Source organism: Coleofasciculus sp. H7-1 (assembly GCF_057473865.1).
Window position 1 is genome coordinate 26,993 of the sequence record NZ_JBYCCT010000084.1, and the last position, 17,803, is coordinate 44,795.

20 protein-coding genes are annotated in these 17,803 nt (G+C 46.0%); 11 read left to right on the forward strand and 9 right to left on the reverse strand.

Annotation, left to right across the window (positions count from 1 at the left end; genetic code table 11):
- Nucleotide 1: 1 nt before the first annotated feature.
- Nucleotides 2–1,912 carry a two-component system response regulator gene (locus AC2VDX_RS24320; RefSeq protein ID WP_378181303.1) on the forward strand — a complete coding sequence of 637 codons (1,911 nt, stop codon included), beginning with the start codon at nt 2–4 and terminating at the stop codon, nt 1,910–1,912.
- 66 nt (nt 1,913–1,978) lie between these two features.
- Here AC2VDX_RS24320 and AC2VDX_RS24325 read toward each other — a convergent pair whose 3' ends face one another.
- Nucleotides 1,979–2,338 carry a helix-turn-helix domain-containing protein gene (locus AC2VDX_RS24325; RefSeq protein WP_378181300.1) on the reverse strand — a complete coding sequence of 120 codons (360 nt, stop codon included), beginning with the start codon at nt 2,336–2,338 and terminating at the stop codon, nt 1,979–1,981.
- Between the two features lie 148 nt (nt 2,339–2,486).
- On the opposite strand from AC2VDX_RS24325, the gene AC2VDX_RS24330 reads away from it, so the two are divergent.
- Together AC2VDX_RS24330 and AC2VDX_RS24335 are read left to right on the forward strand one after the other, a co-directional pair.
- Complete coding sequence (locus tag AC2VDX_RS24330) at nt 2,487–2,900, forward strand: GIY-YIG nuclease family protein (protein ID WP_378181297.1); 414 nt, start codon at nt 2,487–2,489, stop codon at nt 2,898–2,900.
- Nucleotides 2,901–2,976: 76 nt separating this feature from the next.
- On the forward strand, nt 2,977–3,348 hold the full coding sequence (locus AC2VDX_RS24335; protein ID WP_378181294.1) for a hypothetical protein: 372 nt from the start codon (nt 2,977–2,979) through the stop codon (nt 3,346–3,348).
- 523 nt (nt 3,349–3,871) lie between these two features.
- Here AC2VDX_RS24335 and AC2VDX_RS24340 read toward each other — a convergent pair.
- The 4 genes from AC2VDX_RS24340 to AC2VDX_RS24355 form a co-directional block, all read right to left on the reverse strand.
- Nucleotides 3,872–4,246 carry a type II toxin-antitoxin system VapC family toxin gene (locus tag AC2VDX_RS24340; protein ID WP_378181291.1) on the reverse strand — a complete coding sequence of 125 codons (375 nt, stop codon included), beginning with the start codon at nt 4,244–4,246 and terminating at the stop codon, nt 3,872–3,874.
- Nucleotides 4,237–4,452: a hypothetical protein gene (locus AC2VDX_RS24345; RefSeq protein ID WP_378181289.1), complete on the reverse strand. Its 216-nt coding sequence runs from the start codon at nt 4,450–4,452 to the stop codon at nt 4,237–4,239. Before AC2VDX_RS24345 ends, AC2VDX_RS24340 begins: the two co-directional genes overlap by 10 nt.
- Nucleotides 4,453–4,645: 193 nt before the next feature.
- Entirely contained in the window at nt 4,646–4,864 is a 219-nt protein-coding gene (locus AC2VDX_RS24350) for a type II toxin-antitoxin system HicB family antitoxin (RefSeq protein WP_378181286.1), read from the reverse strand.
- Nucleotides 4,857–5,090, reverse strand: coding sequence for a type II toxin-antitoxin system HicA family toxin (locus AC2VDX_RS24355; protein WP_378181283.1), 234 nt, complete (start codon nt 5,088–5,090; stop codon nt 4,857–4,859). Before AC2VDX_RS24355 ends, AC2VDX_RS24350 begins: the two co-directional genes overlap by 8 nt.
- On the opposite strand from AC2VDX_RS24355, the gene AC2VDX_RS24360 reads away from it, so the two are divergent.
- Nucleotides 5,084–5,251: a hypothetical protein gene (locus AC2VDX_RS24360; protein ID WP_378181280.1), complete on the forward strand. Its 168-nt coding sequence runs from the start codon at nt 5,084–5,086 to the stop codon at nt 5,249–5,251. The genes AC2VDX_RS24355 and AC2VDX_RS24360 overlap by 7 nt on opposite strands.
- Nucleotides 5,252–5,337: 86 nt before the next feature.
- On the opposite strand, the gene AC2VDX_RS24365 is transcribed toward AC2VDX_RS24360, so the two are convergent.
- Complete coding sequence (locus tag AC2VDX_RS24365) at nt 5,338–6,192, reverse strand: Rpn family recombination-promoting nuclease/putative transposase (RefSeq protein WP_378181277.1); 855 nt, start codon at nt 6,190–6,192, stop codon at nt 5,338–5,340.
- Between the two features lie 155 nt (nt 6,193–6,347).
- Complete coding sequence (gene pdhA, locus AC2VDX_RS24370; protein ID WP_378181274.1) at nt 6,348–7,379, reverse strand: pyruvate dehydrogenase (acetyl-transferring) E1 component subunit alpha; 1,032 nt, start codon at nt 7,377–7,379, stop codon at nt 6,348–6,350.
- 169 nt (nt 7,380–7,548) lie between these two features.
- Between pdhA and AC2VDX_RS24375 the strand changes: the two genes are divergently transcribed.
- From AC2VDX_RS24375 to AC2VDX_RS24400, 6 genes are all read left to right on the forward strand, one after another.
- Nucleotides 7,549–9,966 (forward strand): IMS domain-containing protein, encoded by a 2,418-nt coding sequence (locus AC2VDX_RS24375; protein ID WP_378181271.1) that lies wholly within the window; start codon nt 7,549–7,551, stop codon nt 9,964–9,966.
- 102 nt (nt 9,967–10,068) lie between these two features.
- Nucleotides 10,069–11,031, forward strand: a complete 963-nt coding sequence (locus tag AC2VDX_RS24380; protein ID WP_378181268.1) for an AEC family transporter — start codon at nt 10,069–10,071, stop codon at nt 11,029–11,031.
- 721 nt (nt 11,032–11,752) lie between these two features.
- Nucleotides 11,753–13,021 (forward strand): DUF4912 domain-containing protein, encoded by a 1,269-nt coding sequence (locus AC2VDX_RS24385; protein ID WP_378181265.1) that lies wholly within the window; start codon nt 11,753–11,755, stop codon nt 13,019–13,021.
- Nucleotides 13,022–13,121: 100 nt separating this feature from the next.
- Nucleotides 13,122–13,691 carry a hypothetical protein gene (locus tag AC2VDX_RS24390; protein ID WP_378181262.1) on the forward strand — a complete coding sequence of 190 codons (570 nt, stop codon included), beginning with the start codon at nt 13,122–13,124 and terminating at the stop codon, nt 13,689–13,691.
- A 24-nt stretch (nt 13,692–13,715) separates the two neighbouring features.
- Nucleotides 13,716–14,117: a C6orf136 family protein gene (locus AC2VDX_RS24395; RefSeq protein ID WP_378181260.1), complete on the forward strand. Its 402-nt coding sequence runs from the start codon at nt 13,716–13,718 to the stop codon at nt 14,115–14,117.
- A 33-nt stretch (nt 14,118–14,150) separates the two neighbouring features.
- Entirely contained in the window at nt 14,151–15,338 is a 1,188-nt protein-coding gene (locus AC2VDX_RS24400; protein ID WP_378181257.1) for a TRC40/GET3/ArsA family transport-energizing ATPase, read from the forward strand.
- Nucleotides 15,339–15,495: 157 nt separating this feature from the next.
- Here the strand turns inward: AC2VDX_RS24400 and AC2VDX_RS24405 are convergent, their stop codons facing one another.
- Both AC2VDX_RS24405 and AC2VDX_RS24410 read right to left on the reverse strand, forming a co-directional pair.
- Nucleotides 15,496–15,699: a chlorophyll a/b-binding protein gene (locus AC2VDX_RS24405; RefSeq protein WP_378181254.1), complete on the reverse strand. Its 204-nt coding sequence runs from the start codon at nt 15,697–15,699 to the stop codon at nt 15,496–15,498.
- 31 nt (nt 15,700–15,730) lie between these two features.
- Nucleotides 15,731–16,750: a succinate dehydrogenase/fumarate reductase iron-sulfur subunit gene (locus AC2VDX_RS24410; RefSeq protein ID WP_378181251.1), complete on the reverse strand. Its 1,020-nt coding sequence runs from the start codon at nt 16,748–16,750 to the stop codon at nt 15,731–15,733.
- A 452-nt stretch (nt 16,751–17,202) separates the two neighbouring features.
- On the opposite strand from AC2VDX_RS24410, the gene AC2VDX_RS24415 reads away from it, so the two are divergent.
- Nucleotides 17,203–17,634, forward strand: coding sequence for an AbrB family transcriptional regulator (locus AC2VDX_RS24415; RefSeq protein ID WP_378181248.1), 432 nt, complete (start codon nt 17,203–17,205; stop codon nt 17,632–17,634).
- Nucleotides 17,635–17,803 lie beyond the last annotated feature (169 nt).

Sequence of the window (17,803 nt, forward strand, 5' to 3'; positions counted from 1 at the left end):
AATGAATAATTTAAATAACGAGCTTATTTTGATTGTTGACGATCTCCCCAATAACCTCAAGCTGTTGTTCAGTTTATTGAAAGAATCTGGCTTTAAAGTTTTAGTGGCTAAGGATGGTGAAAGTGCAATCGAGAAGCTAAAAGAAGTCTCACCCGATCTTATATTGTTGGATGTAATAATGCCGGGAATAGATGGGTTTGAAACTTGCGATCGCTTGAAATCATCAGTAGCAACGAAAGATATTCCTGTGATTTTTATGACTGCTCTTACCGATTCGGTGGATAAAGTCAAAGGTTTGTCTCTAGGGGCAGTAGATTATATTACCAAGCCCTTTCAGCAAGAGGAGGTTTTAGCCCGCGTCCGGCTTCACCTGAGACTATATTCTTTAAGCAAAACGCTCGCAGAGCAAAATGTACTTCTTAAACAGGAAATCGACGCCCGAAGAGAGACAGAAGCAGCGTTGCAGAGGATTTCTCAGGAGTTAGAGCAACGGGTAACAGAGCGCACATTTGAACTTACACAAGCCCTGTATGACCTTCAACAAACGCAAATTCAGCTGTTGCAGAGAGAAGAAAAATTAGGGCATGATGCTTTTCATGACACGCTGACGGGTCTGCCTAACCGAGCATGGTTCATGAATCGGCTGCAATTTGTGCTTGAATTAGCTTTAAAGCGTCAAGATTATTTATATGCAGTCCTATTTATTGACCTAGATCGCTTCAAAGTGGTTAATGATAGCCTTGGACATTTGGTTGGAGATGAATTACTCAAAAGTGTCTCTAGCCAACTACAAGCTTCTTTAAGACACACAGATACAGTTGCGCGTTTTGGAGGAGATGAATTCGTCATTTTACTGGAAGAAATTAAAGATGTAAACGAAGCAACTGCTGTGGCTGAACGCATCCAAAAGCAATTAAGACTACCATTAAATTTTAACGATTATCAAGTCTTCACTGAAGTCAGCATTGGCATTATTCTCAGCACAACGGGTTATGAGCGACCAGAAGATGTGCTGAGGGATGCGGATGTAGCAATGTATCATGCTAAAGCCCAAGGAAAAGGGCGTTACGAAGTGTTCGATCCAGCGATGCAAACACTGGCAATGGCACGCTTGCAAATGGAGAACGATCTACGACGGGCGATCGCGCTAAAAGAATTTTTTCTTTATTACCAGCCCATTGTCTCGCTCTCTACGGGTGAAGTGAGCGGCTTTGAAGCACTGATACGCTGGCATCACCCATCTAGGGGCTGGATATTGCCCGATCGCTTCATCCCTGTGGCTGAAGAAACTGGATTAATTAACGATTTGGGCTGGTTGGTTTTGCAGGAGGCTTGTCGCCAATTGAGTATTTGGCAGCAACAGTTTCCTCAAAAACCTCCTTTGACGATCAATGTGAATCTTTCTGCCGTGCAGCTTAAGCAAGTGGATCTAGTGGATCGAATAGAAGAGATTTTGCAGCGAACTGGGATATCAAGAGGCTGCTTGAAACTAGAAATTACTGAAAGTTGCATTCTAGAAACAGTAGCCTGGGAAGAAAAAATGTTGAAGCAGCTTAAAGCTCTAGGCATTCAGTTATGTATTGATGACTTTGGCACCGGCTACTCTTCTTTAAGTCGCTTGCATGAATTTCCTATTGATACGTTAAAGATTGACCGCTCTTTTGTGAGCCGCATCGAGCCAGACTTCAGCGATATCGAAATTGTTCAGACAATTGTGACGCTAGCTCGTAGCCGAGGTATGGATGTTGTAGCAGAAGGGATAGAAACGCTTCCTCAGCTACAGAAACTGCGAGATTTAGGATGCGAATCGGGGCAAGGATACCTATTTTCTAAGCCTGTAGACAGCCAACAAGCAACCCAACTATTGGTTAATGACCAGATATTTCAGGCAGTGCTGGTAGGAGAAGCGTAAACGACGCTCTGCTTCCTCAAGTAAGGCTATGTCCTCTTGCCTAGTTTCCATCTTTACCGCCCTTAACTAGGTTTCTTGCAAGACGTTGTGGATCAGTTCTGCTGCTAGTTCCAGCTTATCCCGCAGGGTCAGGGCTTCCAGGTCAACTGTGACAACAGACCTAGTTCTGAGCATAGGTGCGGCTGGCGGTGCAGTGGGCAACTCCAGGGTTTCGTAGAAGTAATCAATTGGCTTTCCGTAAACTCCAGCAAATGCGGGTAACTCACTCTCTGCATCTACCTTGCGCTTCCCGTTTTCAATGTACGACAAGGCTTGTTGGCTCAGGCTCAGGTTATAGCCAATCTCTAGCTGTTCGATGACCTGCTCTTGAGTCAATCCCAGTGATTCACGGGTAGCCTTGAGGCGCTTGCCGAGGGAGAACGCCATATCAGGTAATCGTGTAAAGAACAATAAAATCCTATATTTTTTGTTAAGAATGCTCTATTGAATAATTTGGTTAGCTTAAAATAATCGTGTAAACACAAGATAATCTTGTAAAACCTAAATCACAAGTGCTACAAAGCGAGGTCAGTACATGGCATGGAGTAACTGGATAGAGTGTAAGTTTGACAGTCAAGGGAAACTTGACACCTCTAGGCTATGGGAAGCCTCGAATTCTTCTGGTGTATACGCGATCGCGACCAAAACTGGCAGCAATTATAATACCCATTACATTGGAAGGTCTGGAAGAAGTATTAGGGGAAGGTTGAAAGCTCATCTTTCAGGAAGCGGTAACAAAGTTATTGCTGGCATACTGCAAAACAAAAAAGACCGTCCTAGCGATCCAACTCAAGCTTTATACTTTGCTTATCTTGAAACAAAGGAACATAAGTTGATTGAAGCAGCTTATATAGATGCTTCTGATCGACCTCTTGGAAATTTAATAAAAGCTAGGCTCCCTGAAGGATTAAGGGAAGGAGATATTTATAGTTCTGAGCTAGAAGATTAGTTTTTTAAGAAATAAATAAATTATTAGCAGTATTGTACTGCTCACAGCAACTTCCACCATTACAACGGAGCCAAATATGAAGTTTTCAGCCGACCGTCAAGAAAAGAAAGGACCACTTGGTGGAGCTTACTACGAAACATACATCAAGGTAACTTTAACACCTGAAGAGGAAAAGGTTGCACGTAAGCAAAAAATTATGGGGGCTGGACTTGTTGGAGGCGATCCCGAAGGTGAAGGAAAAGTAGTTTATATGCTCTGTAATAAATACATGATAACGATGAATGACTTAGTTGCTGGTATTACAGCAAAAGTTGGTAGTGGTAGTAAATTGGGAAAGTTGGCATCTTTTGAAGACGAAGTAAGGGAGGCGTGTAAAGACTTTAAGTCTAATATTGAGGCAGATCAATTTTTTGGATCGGGTGGTTCAAAAAGTGAAGAAGAATTTTAGATTACTGAAGTTAAGATAGGGCTACCCTATTTTATTTGGAAATATTCAAAAGGCATACACGCTTATGGCACATTGGAATTTTGTCAAAGTCAAACTGTCTGATATCGAGAATGTTGATTACAATGAACTTAAACAAAGCCGATTAGATACATTATTGAACGGGTATGACCCATTTGAGAAGGTTCTCAATAGCGAGTCAGATCCAATTGCGCTAGATATGTCAAGAAACCCATACAGAATTACTGATGGTAGGCATAGAGTCTATCTTGCACGTCAAAAAGGCTACACAGAAGTTCGAGCCGTATCTACTTGAGTGTTACTAGGTTTCCACTTAAATAGTGTGACTGCTCTGCTACATTATGAGGAACTTAGAGTGCGGTCGCCTTCTTTCTCAAAGTAACGAAATAGCGATCGCATCTTTATTTACTACTCATCGTCGAATGGCGATCGCTCTCTTCTCAAGTACCAAAAGAGTGATCGCATCTTTATTGGATACTCATCGTCGAATGGCGATCGCTCTCTATTACAAAATTCTCACTGAACAAGTTTTTATTTCTGTTAACTTAACCAGTCTCGCATCATTCGTCAACAAGGTTGCATTTAGAAATTGTGCTGTTGCTGTAATAATGGCATCAGGCAACCTGAGATTGTGATTTTTGCGGAATGCAATCGCTAATTCTTTAATATTTTCATCAATACAAACAATTATAATTTTAGTCAAAAAAGTGCGAATTTGTACTTCTTCATCTGGATTGAGACTAGGATAAGATAGTAATTCAATTTCAGTAATCACGGAAATAAAATATTTTCCTGATGGCAAAGGGTCTGTTAGGCGACCACCCAAGTAATACAAAACTATATTTGTGTCTAATAAAATTAAAGGTTCTGTCAATGCCATTCATCCCTAATTTGCTGCTGATACTCTAAAGGATCTATAGTTAATTTAATAATACCTGCATACTGGGTTAGATTAACATCGTCTTTTTCTGACAATTGATATGCCTCTAATATTTTCTCAATTCTCTGCCAGTCTTCATACTCAATCAACACAGCAACAGGACGCATTGCTTCATCTGTGACAATTTTTTTCTTAAAAGGTAGCATGACAGTCTGCTTCAGATTAAACGTTTAATTCTTTTATCGTAGCCTCAAATCAAAAAAATGGTAATTTGGATGGTTACAATGCGATCGCATTCTTCTTCCTCAAGTAACAAAAGAGCGATCGCATCTTTAGAAGCTCCTTGATAAGATAGCGATCATCACAAGAGCGAAACTGCCATTCCAACCCAATATTTTACTACGCTGCGTGACAAACGGTTGGTTCGGGAAGCGGATCTCCAGCAGCTTCATAAGCAATAATTAAAGACTCTAACGCTTCAATTCCATTTGCAACCGCTGACTCGTAAGTATCACCATGAGTCCGCCAACGTTGTCCTATAAAATCAGGAAATCCTACCAAGAAACAGTTATCTTCCTCAGACCACTGAATAACCATTTGGTACTTGAACTTAGTCATCTTGTTCCTTCCCATCTAAATCCTCAATTGCCAGTTGAACTTCAGTAATTGCCAGTTGAACTTCCTTTTCTTGGTAGCGTTTAGCGTCGGCTCCATCTTTACCAGAAATCGTAATTTTTCCAGTATATAAGCGATGCACCCAGTTGGTGTGGCTTCCCTTACCTGGGAGTTCTGTAAAACCAGCTTTGTGAAGCATTTGTTTAAGCTCTCGGATTTTCTTTGGCATTACAGCTTATCGCACGGTCAGGTTACGCGATCGCATTCTTCTCAAGTAATGAAAGAGCGATCGCATCTTTATCTACTACTCATCGTCGAATTGCGATCGCATTCTTCTCCCTCAAGTACCAAAAGAGCGATCGCTTCTTTATTTACTACTTGATAAGATAGCGATCGCGCATTCTTCTCCCTCAAGTAACAAAAGAGCGATCGCATCTTTATCTACTACTCATCGTCGAATTGCGATCGCTCTTAAACTAATTTCCCGAATTTTCTCCTTGTGGGGTATCAGCAGCAGACGCTTGCGCCGCCTGTCTCACCGCCTCAATATCCAAGGCTAACCTCTCGGATATTTGTTCCACACTTAACCCCAACTGCAATAACAAAGGCACTGTTTCTAACTTACCTTCCTGTTTACCTTCCTGTTTACCTTCCTGTTTACCTTCCTCCTTACCTTCTTCCTTGGCTTCTTGATAAAACCTCGTCTGCTTTAGATCGCTTAGTCCAAACATCGCTTCTATCTCCTGCCGACTCAAGTTGGTAAACTTATAAATTAATATCGTCTCAACCAATTCTAGAACTTTCTGCCTGAAGGCAACATCCTCAAGTTCCTGTCGTGCTTGCTGTAGCAGTCGATTAGTTTGTTCAACTGCTGTTTCCTCATCCCCGACTACCAGCTGCACCATCCCTAAGCCAAGCGATGGATCTGTTGCTTCCACAAATTCATCGAGATATACAAACTTAACTTGCTGACTTGTCACCAAACTCCGATACTGCATTGGTAAGCCTGGATCTATAGTGCGGCTTTCAAATACCGCCACCGCATACCAATCATTCTTTGGTTTGTATTGACCAAGGTAGACGAAGATTTCGGTAAAAAAGCGCCAGTAAAAGTCAGATTTTGATTTAAATTGGACTTCAACAAAGTAGATTGGTAGGTTTGTGGAAGCTTCGGGGGGTAAAAATACACCATCGAAGGTGCGAGACAGTTCTTTAATTTCTTTTGAAGAAAATTCGTAGTTTTGAGCTTGGGTCGGTGGCTCTCCGATAAGTTCAAATAAAAGGCTAGGTAAGGTTTGAAAAAGTTGATAGAAAATTGTATCTGTTCTCACAGTATTCGCTTAAAATTACATTTTTTACCAACTTTATTTTTACATTAATTAAGGCAATTTAATAAGTTTTACCTATCAGGTAGAAGCAAAAGTTATAAAAAAAGTAAGGTGAGCAACGCTCACCTTACTTTAAATTACAGTTATTAACTCAAGTGTTAATCTTCGGCAAAAATGTAGCGGTACAATTCGTTGGGATCGGGTTCTGGACTTTCCTCGGCAAACTTCACCGCATCGTCGATGACGCTTTGAATTTTCCGGTCAATCTCTTTGAGTTCTTCCTGAGTTGCCAGATTGTGTTCTAAGAGATGAGCTGCCAACTTTTTGATTGGATCGCGGGCGAACCAATATTCCTTCTCATTTTTGGAACGAAGTTCGTCGGGGTCAGCCAGAGAGTGACCTCGAAAGCGGTAGGTTAAGGCTTCAATCAAGGTTGGTCCTTCACCCGCACGGGCACGCGCGATCGCTTCCTGGGCGACTGCTCGTACTGCTAACACGTCCATCCCATCAACCTCAACACCTGCCATGCCAAATGCATGGGCTTTCTTGAAAATCTCTGGTACAGAAGTTGCCCGTTCGTGCGCCATGCCAATTGCCCACTTGTTGTTTTCCACAACATACAAAATCGGCAGTTTCCAGAGCGCCGCCATGTTCAAGCATTCAAAAAATTGACCGTTATTCGCAGCACCATCTCCAAAAAAGCAGGCGGTTACTTGATCGGAACCGGCATCTCCCAAGGCTTCGCGGCGATACTTACTGGCAAAAGCCGCACCCGTAGCAACAGGAATTCCTTCGGCAACAAAAGCATAACCTCCCAGCAGTTTATGCTCAGATGAGAACATATGCATCGAGCCGCCGCGTCCTTTGCTACAACCAGTGGCTTTACCAAATAACTCAGCCATCACCTCTTTTGCGGGAACGCCAGCACTCAGAGCATGAACGTGGTCGCGGTAGGTGCTTGAAACATAATCCTCACCGGGACGCATCGCCTGGATGACGCCAGTTGACACAGCCTCTTGACCGTTATATAGATGGACAAAACCAAACATTTTGCCCCGGTAGTACATCTCGGCGCACTTGTCCTCAAACGACCGCCCCAAGACCATATCCTCGTAAAGGAGCAATCCTTCCTCTTTGGTGATTTGAGTTTGAGCGGTGTCAAAGACGGGTAAAATGCGTTCCTGAACCATTGATTTTAGGGATAAACTTGACGTGATTGGTTGAACGGCGGTTTTTATGTACCAAGATAAGCTTCTACTATAGAAGCTAGGGGGTATAATTATCGCACCTATTCTATCGTTTATGTTCGCTCGTACAGATACAGATTAATTTAGTTGCCTGGGGCTGAGGAAGTAGACTGTGAGAATTCCGCTCGATTACTACCGGATTCTGGGCCTGCCGATTCAGGCTACGGCTGAGCAGTTGCAGCAAGCGTATCGCGATCGCGCTCTGCAACTTCCTCGACGCGAGTATTCAGAAATCACGATCGCCGCCCGAAAACAACTGCTAGACGAAGCTTACGCGATTCTCTGCGATTCAGAACAGCGTTCCGCTTACGACGCTACATTTCTGACTAAAACTTACGACTTGGACTCAGAATCAGGAACGGCAACTCGTCAGGAGGGAAACGGCACAGCAGACGCTGACCTTGACCCTTATACGCCCAGCATCGAAATTCAAGACGAGCAATTCGTTGGGGCATTGCTGATTTTACAGGAGCTAGGAGAATACGAACTGGTGCTGAAATTGGGGCGTCCCTTCCTCAGTCGTGCCAGCACCAGTATCGAGAAGGGTCGTTTGGGGAACCCTCAGCTAGTGCAACCAGATATTGTGTTGACACTGGCACTGGCGTGTCTGGAACTGGGTCGAGAGCAATGGCAGCAAGGTCAATATGAAAATGCCGCCACCTCCCTGGAGACGGGACAAGAATTACTGTTGCGAGAAGGTATATTTGCCAGCTTGCGGGGGGAAATTCAGGCGGATCTTTACAAGCTTCGCCCCTACCGCATTTTGGAATTACTCGCGAGTAGTGAAGACAAAGTGACGGAACGCCGCAAAGGATTGCAGCATTTGCAAGAAATGCTGCAAGAACGCGGCGGCATCGATGGCACCGGAGACGATCAATCTGGATTGAACATTGATGACTTTCTCCGCTTCATTCAGCAACTGCGTAGCTACTTGACCTCCACCGAACAGCAGAGCCTTTTTGAAGCAGAAGCGCGTCGTCCCTCGGCGGTTGCTACCTATTTAGCGGTTTATGCTTTATTAGGGCGGGGATTTGCCCAAAGACAGCCCGGTCTAATTAGACAAGCCAAGCAGATGCTGATGCGCTTAGGCAAGCGTCAGGATGTGCATTTGGAACAAGCGGTGTGCGCCTTGCTGCTCGGTCAGACGGAAGAAGCCAGTCGCGCCTTGGAACTCAGCCAGGAGTACGAACCCCTCGCCTTCATTCGGGAACATTCTCAGGGTGCCCCAGACTTGTTACCTGGGTTGTGTTTGTATGGGGAGCGTTGGTTGCAAGCAGAAGTGTTTCCCCACTTCCGAGATTTGGCATCAGTGCGGGCTTCTTTGAAGGATTACTTTGCCGATGACCAGGTTCAGGCTTACTTAGAAGAATTGCCAGTAGAGGAAGACGCAACAAATGAGTGGGCGGTGTTGCCGACTCAGCAAGTATCCTATGCCGCTGCTCCCTCCTCGCGGGGGACAAGCGACTCGCCAGGATTTCGCAGACCGGAGAGTGTGGTTTCTCGTTCCAGTTCGCATAACGGCAGTGGAGAGAATGGGGGCAGGATGAGCGATACGGGATCGCGCAACGCTGAAGAAAGTTCGTCGCGCGATCGCCTTCAACAAGTGGTGGAACAGCAGCCTGACGCTGCCTATCGAACGGCGACGATGACCGCGACAATCGATCGCCCACAGACAGCAGGAGGATCGAATTTACCGGCAGCAGAACGAATTTCTAGGTCTCCAGAACCAGAGGGCAACGATCCGGGCTTGGCTGGGGATTCTTCCTCGAAGCGTCAGCGTCGCCGAGGGAATTCACAGGAACCAAATGAACAACCACGGGCAACGATCGCTAGCCGGTTGCGGAGAACGGATTCTGTGCCCAAGGCATCGCCCACAGGGGGAGATGTATCAGCTCGTCGAGGCGGTCGTCTTCAACGTTCTGCGGCTTCCTTGCGCTCGGCAAAAACCGGGCGGCTCATTTTACTGGGACTTGCCGGGATTCTCGGTTTGGGAGTCTTTGTAATGCTAGCGATCGCGACTTTCGGTTGGCTCCAAAGAAGTTTCTCAGGTCCGCTCTTGGAGGGAGAGCAACCGATGGTACAGCTAGCTGCGCCTCCGGTACCGATTCCCGAACCAGGCAGTAAATTAACCAGTCCGTCTGGCCCTCTAACCCAAGAAATAGCTCGACAATTGGTTCAGATTTGGCTTGCCAGTAAAGCAGATGCCTTGGGTGAAGAGCATACCGTTGAAAAATTACAGCAAATACTTGCCGATCCCGCTTTGTCTCGTTGGCAGAAACGTTCTCAAAGCACAAAGAACAGTAACTCGTACTGGAAGTACAAGCATAAGGTCGAGGTAAAATCTGTTGAAACGAGCGATCGCCATCCCGACCGCGCCAAAGTGGATGCACAGGTGAATGAAACCGCAGATTTCTATAAAGCAGGCAAGCTCAATCAAGCTTCTTCCTACGATGAAAGCCTGCGCGTGCGCTATGACCTGGTACGCAAAGATGGTCAGTGGCTGATCCAGGACATGAAGGTTCTGAGGTAGTCATTGGTCATTAGTCATTAGTCGGCTCGTCATCAGGCGACCGATTGTTAACCCATGACCCGTGACTGATGACCAGTGGCTAAGCACAGTGGCTAATAACGAATGACCGAAACCTTATTTCATGCCTATACGCCCATCATCCTGTGGACGGGACTCGGTATCATACTATTTAGGTTTATCCCCAGTTCCTTACCGAGGTTGCTGGGTCGCAGCCTATATTGGGTTGGGGTACCGCTACAGATTCTGACGCTGGCTCGTCAAGCTAACTTATCGGAAAATGCTGGAGTGGTGCCGCTGATTGCAATGACAGCTTTAGCGATTGGTTTTTCCTTTGCATGGCTAAGTTTGCAGGTTTGGAAACGCTTCAGTTGTGAAAATGGCGAAAGTAAAAATTCTTTTCTCCTGCCTTTTTTAGACCGATCTCGCCAGGGTAGTTTCATCCTGTCTGCCATGCTGGGCAATACAGGTTTTGTGGGGTTAGCGATCGCTCCTTCTTTGATTAGCACTCAAGCTTTCAGTCTAGCCGTCTTCTACAGCGTCACGAATAACATCATTGGCACCTATGGAATCGGCGTCTTTATCGCCAGCTACTTTGGGCGACCCGCAAAGCGAAATCATTGGTGGATTCAAATTCGAGATATCTTGAGTGTTCCTTCCCTGTGGACATTTAGCCTCGGATACCTCACTCGCTCGGTTGAACTGCCTACTTTCCTGGAATCAGGACTGCAAGCTTCCGTAGATTTTGTCATTGCTAGCTCCTTTGTGCTGATGGGGATACGACTCGCTCAGCTGCAAGGATGGAAGAGTTTTCAGGTTGCCTTGCTCCCTGCCCTAGTAAAAGTCGTGGTGATGCCGGGATTGGTGGGCATTGCCGCCACTTTAGTCGGTTTATCGGGCGACGCACGATTGGCAATGATTCTCATGGCAGGTGTGCCCACTGCCTTTGCCAGTCTGATCCTGGCAGAGGAGTACGATCTCGACCCAGACTTAGCCGCCAGCAGTATTGTCGTGAGTATAGGACTGCTGCTGTTGATGATTCCGCTTTGGCTGCTTATATATGGTTAATCCTAGAACGCCAATACAGGAGTTCTCCTTTGTGCCTCATTAGTAAGCTTTCTTGCCTATTAGAGGAGGTTGAGCCTCTGAAGAAAGCACACCCAACCCAGAAGAGCTTAGGAATCAGACCGATCTCCCTTTGCCTCTGATAATTGGGGCAAGGAGAGATTTTAAATATTGCCCCAAAAAAGTGAATGGGTGCCGCTTCTTTTGTCATGATTTTTTGACATTGTGAATTTGCATGGGAACGCCTCCAACAAATTGACAAATTAGGGCGATCCCAATTCGTCCTCAAATGTCAGGATATCATGACAATACGATCCCCAATCACCTGATAACTTCGTAGATATACCTATAATCGGCTGAAACACCCCTTGACCTAACCCGGCATTTTTCTGCAACATGAATATTAACAAAGCGATCCCCCGATCCCAAAGAAATGCTGTAATCAGCACATTTCTCAAATCCTGGGCGCTCAGTTAGATTCTCAATCCAACCAAGAAAGCCAGTCAGTCTTCTGGGCGTCGCCAAAGCAGCCCCCATTCGAGGGTGACACCAGCTCGTTCAAGACCGGAGCTAACCATTGAGACGTTACAGATTTCAGGAAGGGGATGATATTGCACAGCTTTCCGAAGTAGAAGAGATGCGAAATAGCATTTTGTGCTGCTTTGCTAGTCAGTCTCTAGAGAAGTAATCTAACTGCCGCCCAAACTATCGGAGACTATCTGTTATGGCAAAAGAACGCCCACCATTGGAAGAGATGACATTGAGGCAACTCCGTAAAGTTGCCAGTGAATGCAGCATCTCTCGATACAGCAGAATGCGTAAAGAGCAACTGCTAACAGCAATTAAAGAAGTCCAACGCACCAAGATTTCTCTCGGTTCAACTCGCATAGTGGAGGCGCAAGAAGAAGTGGAAGCAGCAAAATTTGAACTGGGTCAGGAAGATCGTACAGGTGGAACCCTGGCATCCGTAGACGAAGGTCTAGGGGATCTTCCTGGTGGCTACGGTGAAAGCCGCGTTGTCCTCATGCCCCGCGATCCACAATGGGCATACACCTACTGGGATATCCCCAACGATCATAAAGAAGAGTTGCGCCGTCAGGGGGGACAACAACTGGCGCTGCGGCTCTACGATGTCACCGACGTTAATCTAGAATATCAAAGCCCTCACAGCATTCAGGAATATCCTTGCGATGAGCTAGCGCGGGAATGGTATTTGCCGATGCCCGTGAGCGATCGCGACTATGCTGTAGATATCGGCTACCGCTGTGCCGATGGTCGCTGGCTCGTCTTAGCTCGTTCCGCTCCCGTCCGCGTTCCTCCCGTCTATCCCTCAGATTGGATTGAAGACCAATTCATCACCGTTTCTTGGGAAGAAGACCTGCGCGACAAGACTTTCCTAGAACTGGTTCCGCCTGCCAAGAAAATGGCAGTGGCTAGCTACGGTAGTGTAGTAGCAGGTGGCAACCCCATTTACGACGAAATCTTCGGCATGGCTCAGACCGTCGAAGCTCAACGGGTAGCCGGTTCCCTGTATGGCTCCATGCAGCACGTACCCGGTTCTATGCAGTCAGTGTCCCTTGCCGAACAAGCTCTTAGTTCCTACGTCTTCCCCTCTGGCGTTGGGATGTGGGCAGTTCCCACCGTATCTGGTCTCACCATGTCTGGTGTGGGAATGTCCGGAGCTGGCTTCTCGGCTTCCGCCGTCCCGATGCGTCCTCGCCAGTTCTGGTTGGTTGCTGATGCTGAACTGATTGTTTACGGTGCCACCGAGCCAGATGCTACGGTCACAATTGGCGGTCGTCCCATCAAGCTGAATCCAGATGGCACCTTCCGCTTCCAGATGTCCTTCCAGGATGGTCTGATTGACTACCCGATTATGGCGGTGGCGACTGATGGCGAGCAAACCCGCTCAATTCACATGAAGTTTAACCGCGAAACTCCATCGCGCAATACCAACACCAAAGAAGAAGCTGTCGAGGAATGGCTCTCTTGAAAAGATAAAGGATGAGGAATCAATGAATTCCTCCTTTCCTCAATCTTCTGTCTTTTGAAGTTTCCCCCGGCTCAGGTCGGGGGTTTATTATTTGAAAATTATGAAACCTGAAGACATTACCAAAACCCTTACAGAACTATTTGCTGCCACAGCGATTGAAGCGACCGCACCCGGCTTGTGGCAAGTAGAAACGACTCAGATGCGTCTGTTGGTGCTGCTTTCCGATGACGGTTCTTGGCTGCGACTTCTCTTACCTATTGCACCCGCTCAAGAAGCGCAACCGTTTGTCGAACAGCTGCTAGAAGCCAACTTTGATGACACTCAGGAGACTCGTTACGCCCTGAATCAAGGGGTGCTATGGGGTGTATTTCAGCACAACCTTGAGACTCTAAATGTAGAGGATTTTTCAGGAGCGATCGCGCGACTCATTTCTCTGCATCAGACAGGTTTATCGGACTGCTTTAATCAGCTCGTTGAAAGTCGAATTAGTCAAATTATCCTGGCTGCCAAACAGCAAGGACAATCCCTCACAGCCACACTCCAAACCCTCGATCGGTTCTACGAAGAAGGTCTCATGGGCGAGCTGGATCTGCCTCCAGAGGCTCGTGAGGAGGTGCTGGCGGCATGGCGGCGTCAGTTAGAACGCCTTTGGCCTGAAATCGAACCGTAGCTTGTTGTCAATCCCGTAAGTCTCATGGACATCATTCAAATCCTCAAAGACGACTACCAAAGATTTCCAGAAAACCAAACCTACAGCATCTATGCAGAAGATGTCTTTTTCAAAGATCCGCTGAACAAGTTTCAAGGTCTTGAGCGTTACAAACTCATGATTGGCTTTATCAAAACCTGGTTTATGAACGTCAAGATGGATTTACATGACATTCGCCAATCGGGAGACACAATTCAACTTGAGTGGACTTTGAGCTGGAATACCCCTCTGCCGTGGAAACCTCGCATCGCCATCCCCGGCTGGAGCGAGTTACGACTCAACACTGATGGAATGATTGCTTCCCATATCGATTACTGGAAATGTTCGCGTTTCGATGTGTTGAAACAACATTTGTTACCCTTAAAACAGGGAAAAAATAATAAGTAACGTAAACAATTCTCAGATAGGAAAAAAGCATTCATGCGCGTAATTTTGATGACCGGCAAGGGTGGCGTTGGCAAAACTTCTGTAGCCGCCGCTACTGGCTTGCGGTGTGCCGAACTCGGTTATAAAACCCTCGTTTTAAGTACCGATCCCGCTCACTCTCTCGCCGACAGTTTTGACTTAGAACTGGGGCACGTTCCGCGACTGGTTCGCCCAAACTTGTGGGGTGCTGAATTAGACGCTCTGATGGAATTGGAAGACAACTGGGGCGCAGTCAAGCGTTACATTACCCAAGTTTTGCAGGCAAGAGGCTTGGAAGGCGTGCAAGCGGAAGAATTGGCAATTTTACCAGGCATGGATGAGATTTTCGGTCTGGTACGCATGAAGCGCCACTACGATGAAGGCGAGTTTGACGTTTTAATTATTGATTCAGCTCCCACGGGCACGGCGCTCAGATTGCTCAGCTTACCGGAAGTCGGCGGCTGGTATATGAGACGTTTTTACAAGCCGTTACAGGGCATATCAGCGGCGCTCAGACCTCTAGTTGAACCGATCTTCAGACCGATTGCCGGTTTTTCCTTGCCCGATAAAGAGGTAATGGACGCTCCCTATGAATTCTACGAGCAGATTGAAGCTCTAGAAAAAGTATTAACTGACAATACCCAAACTTCGGTGCGCCTCGTCACCAATCCCGAAAAAATGGTGATTAAAGAGTCTCTCCGCGCTCATGCTTATTTAAGTTTATACAACGTTGCTACGGATTTAGTGGTGGCAAATCGGATTATTCCCGACCAAGTGACCGACCCTTTCTTTCAACGTTGGAAAGAAAGCCAGCAGCAATATCGGCAGGAAATTCACGCAAACTTCCATCCCTTACCAGTCAAGGAAGTTCCGCTTTACTCAGAAGAAATGTGTGGGTTGGATGCCTTAGAACGGCTAAAGGAAACGCTCTATAAAGATGAAGATCCGACTCAGATATATTACAAGGAAACAACTCTGAGAGTTGTGCAAGACCAAAATCAGTACAGCTTAGAACTTTACTTGCCCGGTATTGCCAAAGATAATATCCAACTGAGTAAAACCGGCGATGAATTAAATATTACGATAGGCAATCACCGCCGCAATTTGGTGTTACCACAAGCATTGGCAGCGCTGCAACCAGATGGAGCAAAGATGGAGGATGACTATCTTAAAATCCGGTTTACCACTCCGGTTCAGGTTTAGCTAGTCAATTAGGGTAGATATCAAGGTAGCGCCTCCAGATTCTCGTTCTCAGGATCAGCCTAAAAACGAGAATCTGGATGCAGAGTAGGGGCATGGCACAGAAAAAGCTCCTACGCATGGAATTGAAGGTTAACAATTCCACGCTTCTGTGTGCGAATTAGCGCCAACCCAGCCAGGTAAAAAAATCCTGATGGGTGAAAAATTCTAGCACTAATAAAGCCACAAACCCCACCATCGCAAATCGTCCGTTGATTTGCTCGGCGTAGGGTGTCCAGCCAAAAGCAGGTTCTGGTTGATTATAATTTTCTGCGGGTGTTTCTGTGGGTGATTGTTCTGGGGAAGAAGTTGTTTCAGGATTCATTGCTTTTACTTCAATCGTGATTCAATATGAGTTAAGATTCAAGGCTTTGGACAGATTCAATCAGCGATCGCACTACCTCAGCCCCAGCAGACGGCTCAAACCCCAAAGGAAACTTACCCCGAACCAGCATTCTGAATCCGAGTGGTCCTAGGCTAATCATCCCCTTGATGTCTCGAAAAGAATTCCCCACTACTTGCAAACCAAACCGACGTTCATCAATCCAACCTCCTTCCTTCACCAGATCAATTAATACTTTCCGGTGACGGATTGAGCGACTGGCTTGATCGTCCTTACGGTCGAGAATTTGCTGTTTAATTTTGCCGATTTGATCCATTGGTGCCACATCCATCGGACAAACCGTATTGCACATAAAACAGCGGGTGCAACCCCAGACGCCCTTGGTTCCTTCGTTGTAATTTTCCAAACGGGATTCTATGTCGGCGTCACGAGAATCCGCTACCATTCGATAAGCCTTTGCAAGGGCGTGGGGACCCACAAAATCCGAATTGACCTCACGGGCGTTGCATTCAGAATAGCAGGCACCGCACAGTATACAATTGCCTGTTTGATTAAGGCGATCGCGTTCTTCGGGTGTTTGCAAAAACTCTCGTTCCGGTACGCCACTTGCACCCGTACTCACATAGGGTTCAACTGCTTCAAGATGATCCCAAAAACTCCGCATATCCACCACCAAATCTTTAATGACCGGCATATTGCCCATTGGTGCGATAGTAATTTCTGGGATAGCATCTAAGAATTTTTGCCGGGGATCTGAAGGGCTGGCACTCGCTGCTATCTGTTGCAGCCTTTGTACTTCACTGCCGACATTTTCCTTACAAGCCAAAGCGGAACGACCGTTGATTCGCATTCCACAACTGCCGCAAATTGTGTTGCGACAATTCTTGCGAAAAGCTAAACTTCCATCCTGCTCCCACTTAATAAGATTTAGGCAATCCAGAATCGTGTTGCCAGGATCGACATCCAGCGTGTAAGTCTGCACTACAGGGGAGTAATTTTGCTCCTGCCGGATGACCTTAAAAAGGACTTGCATGCTTTAAAGCTCTTCATTCTCTTAACTTCTAGTCTAAAGCTGAATTGGGGATCTGTAGACAAACCCAGCTTTGTTTGAAATGACTTGACTTGGGAGTATGGCTGATTTTTGGATGCCCAAGGCTAGAAGGACAAAACAGAGATATCTCCTGCCTTACCCTCCAAAAGATAGATTTTTAGAAGCAGATACTTTACACTTTATACTTTAAACTTTACACAATCTCTAGTCTCTACTCTCTAATCGCTCCTTTAACGGTCTGCTATCTGGTAGTAAGAACCTCAACTTTTACCGAATTACGCAATTTTGCTGAAATCCAAGAATTTAAGGGCGACCCTTGTAAATATCCTTGTCAAAGTTGAGTGATTTAACGATATATTTTTTTTAGTCAGCCAAATATTGGCATAAGACTCTCTTTACTATACTGTAGATTGAAGTGTATTTTGCATATAGCGATGAGTGAAACCGCAACAGCTCCATTGACAGGGAAAGCACTGCTTCAAAAAGTAAAAGAGCTTTCACACTTACCACGGCGAGAAACAGCAAAACGCTGTGGCTATTACACCGTGACAAAGAACAGCCAGACGCGCGTCAACTTAACAGACTTTTATGACGCAGTTTTAGGCGCTAAAGGTGTTCCCCTCGATCCAGAAGGAACAAAAGATGGTCGGGGTCGAGAGCCAACCTATCGTGTAAGCGTACACAAAAATGGTCAAATTGTTATTGGTGCAACTTACACTGAGGCAATGGGATTAAAGTCTGGTGATGAGTTTGAAATTAAGCTGGGTTACAAGCATATTCACCTAATTCAGGTGGATGGCGATAAAAGTAAGACAGCCGACGATACCAGTGATGAAACCAAAAGTGAGGTGGCGACTGCATCATAGGCGGTAATGCTTTCTGATATGGCGTTGCTTCTAACAAATTCATCAGGCAATTTGAAAGAATCAACTGCCTCTCCTTTCCAGGGAGCATCTTAGGGAAAGCGGATACATCTTTTGTGGACTGGACATAAAAGCTGCGGGGGTTCATGCTTACCCCCAGCGGTACATAAGA

What these genes read in the sequence shown, in the direction of transcription:
- AC2VDX_RS24320 (WP_378181303.1), top strand. Translation starts at nt 2, where the DNA reads ATGAATAATTTAAATAACGAGCTTATTTTGATTGTTGACGATCTCCCC.
- AC2VDX_RS24325 (WP_378181300.1), bottom strand. Translation starts at nt 2,338, where the DNA reads ATGGCGTTCTCCCTCGGCAAGCGCCTCAAGGCTACCCGTGAATCACTG.
- AC2VDX_RS24330 (WP_378181297.1), top strand. Translation starts at nt 2,487, where the DNA reads ATGGCATGGAGTAACTGGATAGAGTGTAAGTTTGACAGTCAAGGGAAA.
- AC2VDX_RS24335 (WP_378181294.1), top strand. Translation starts at nt 2,977, where the DNA reads ATGAAGTTTTCAGCCGACCGTCAAGAAAAGAAAGGACCACTTGGTGGA.
- AC2VDX_RS24340 (WP_378181291.1), bottom strand. Translation starts at nt 4,246, where the DNA reads ATGGCATTGACAGAACCTTTAATTTTATTAGACACAAATATAGTTTTG.
- AC2VDX_RS24345 (WP_378181289.1), bottom strand. Translation starts at nt 4,452, where the DNA reads ATGCTACCTTTTAAGAAAAAAATTGTCACAGATGAAGCAATGCGTCCT.
- AC2VDX_RS24350 (WP_378181286.1), bottom strand. Translation starts at nt 4,864, where the DNA reads ATGACTAAGTTCAAGTACCAAATGGTTATTCAGTGGTCTGAGGAAGAT.
- AC2VDX_RS24355 (WP_378181283.1), bottom strand. Translation starts at nt 5,090, where the DNA reads ATGCCAAAGAAAATCCGAGAGCTTAAACAAATGCTTCACAAAGCTGGT.
- pdhA (WP_378181274.1), bottom strand. Translation starts at nt 7,379, where the DNA reads ATGGTTCAGGAACGCATTTTACCCGTCTTTGACACCGCTCAAACTCAA.
- AC2VDX_RS24380 (WP_378181268.1), top strand. Translation starts at nt 10,069, where the DNA reads ATGACCGAAACCTTATTTCATGCCTATACGCCCATCATCCTGTGGACG.
- AC2VDX_RS24385 (WP_378181265.1), top strand. Translation starts at nt 11,753, where the DNA reads ATGGCAAAAGAACGCCCACCATTGGAAGAGATGACATTGAGGCAACTC.
- AC2VDX_RS24390 (WP_378181262.1), top strand. Translation starts at nt 13,122, where the DNA reads ATGAAACCTGAAGACATTACCAAAACCCTTACAGAACTATTTGCTGCC.
- AC2VDX_RS24395 (WP_378181260.1), top strand. Translation starts at nt 13,716, where the DNA reads ATGGACATCATTCAAATCCTCAAAGACGACTACCAAAGATTTCCAGAA.
- AC2VDX_RS24400 (WP_378181257.1), top strand. Translation starts at nt 14,151, where the DNA reads ATGCGCGTAATTTTGATGACCGGCAAGGGTGGCGTTGGCAAAACTTCT.
- AC2VDX_RS24405 (WP_378181254.1), bottom strand. Translation starts at nt 15,699, where the DNA reads ATGAATCCTGAAACAACTTCTTCCCCAGAACAATCACCCACAGAAACA.
- AC2VDX_RS24410 (WP_378181251.1), bottom strand. Translation starts at nt 16,750, where the DNA reads ATGCAAGTCCTTTTTAAGGTCATCCGGCAGGAGCAAAATTACTCCCCT.
- AC2VDX_RS24415 (WP_378181248.1), top strand. Translation starts at nt 17,203, where the DNA reads ATGAGTGAAACCGCAACAGCTCCATTGACAGGGAAAGCACTGCTTCAA.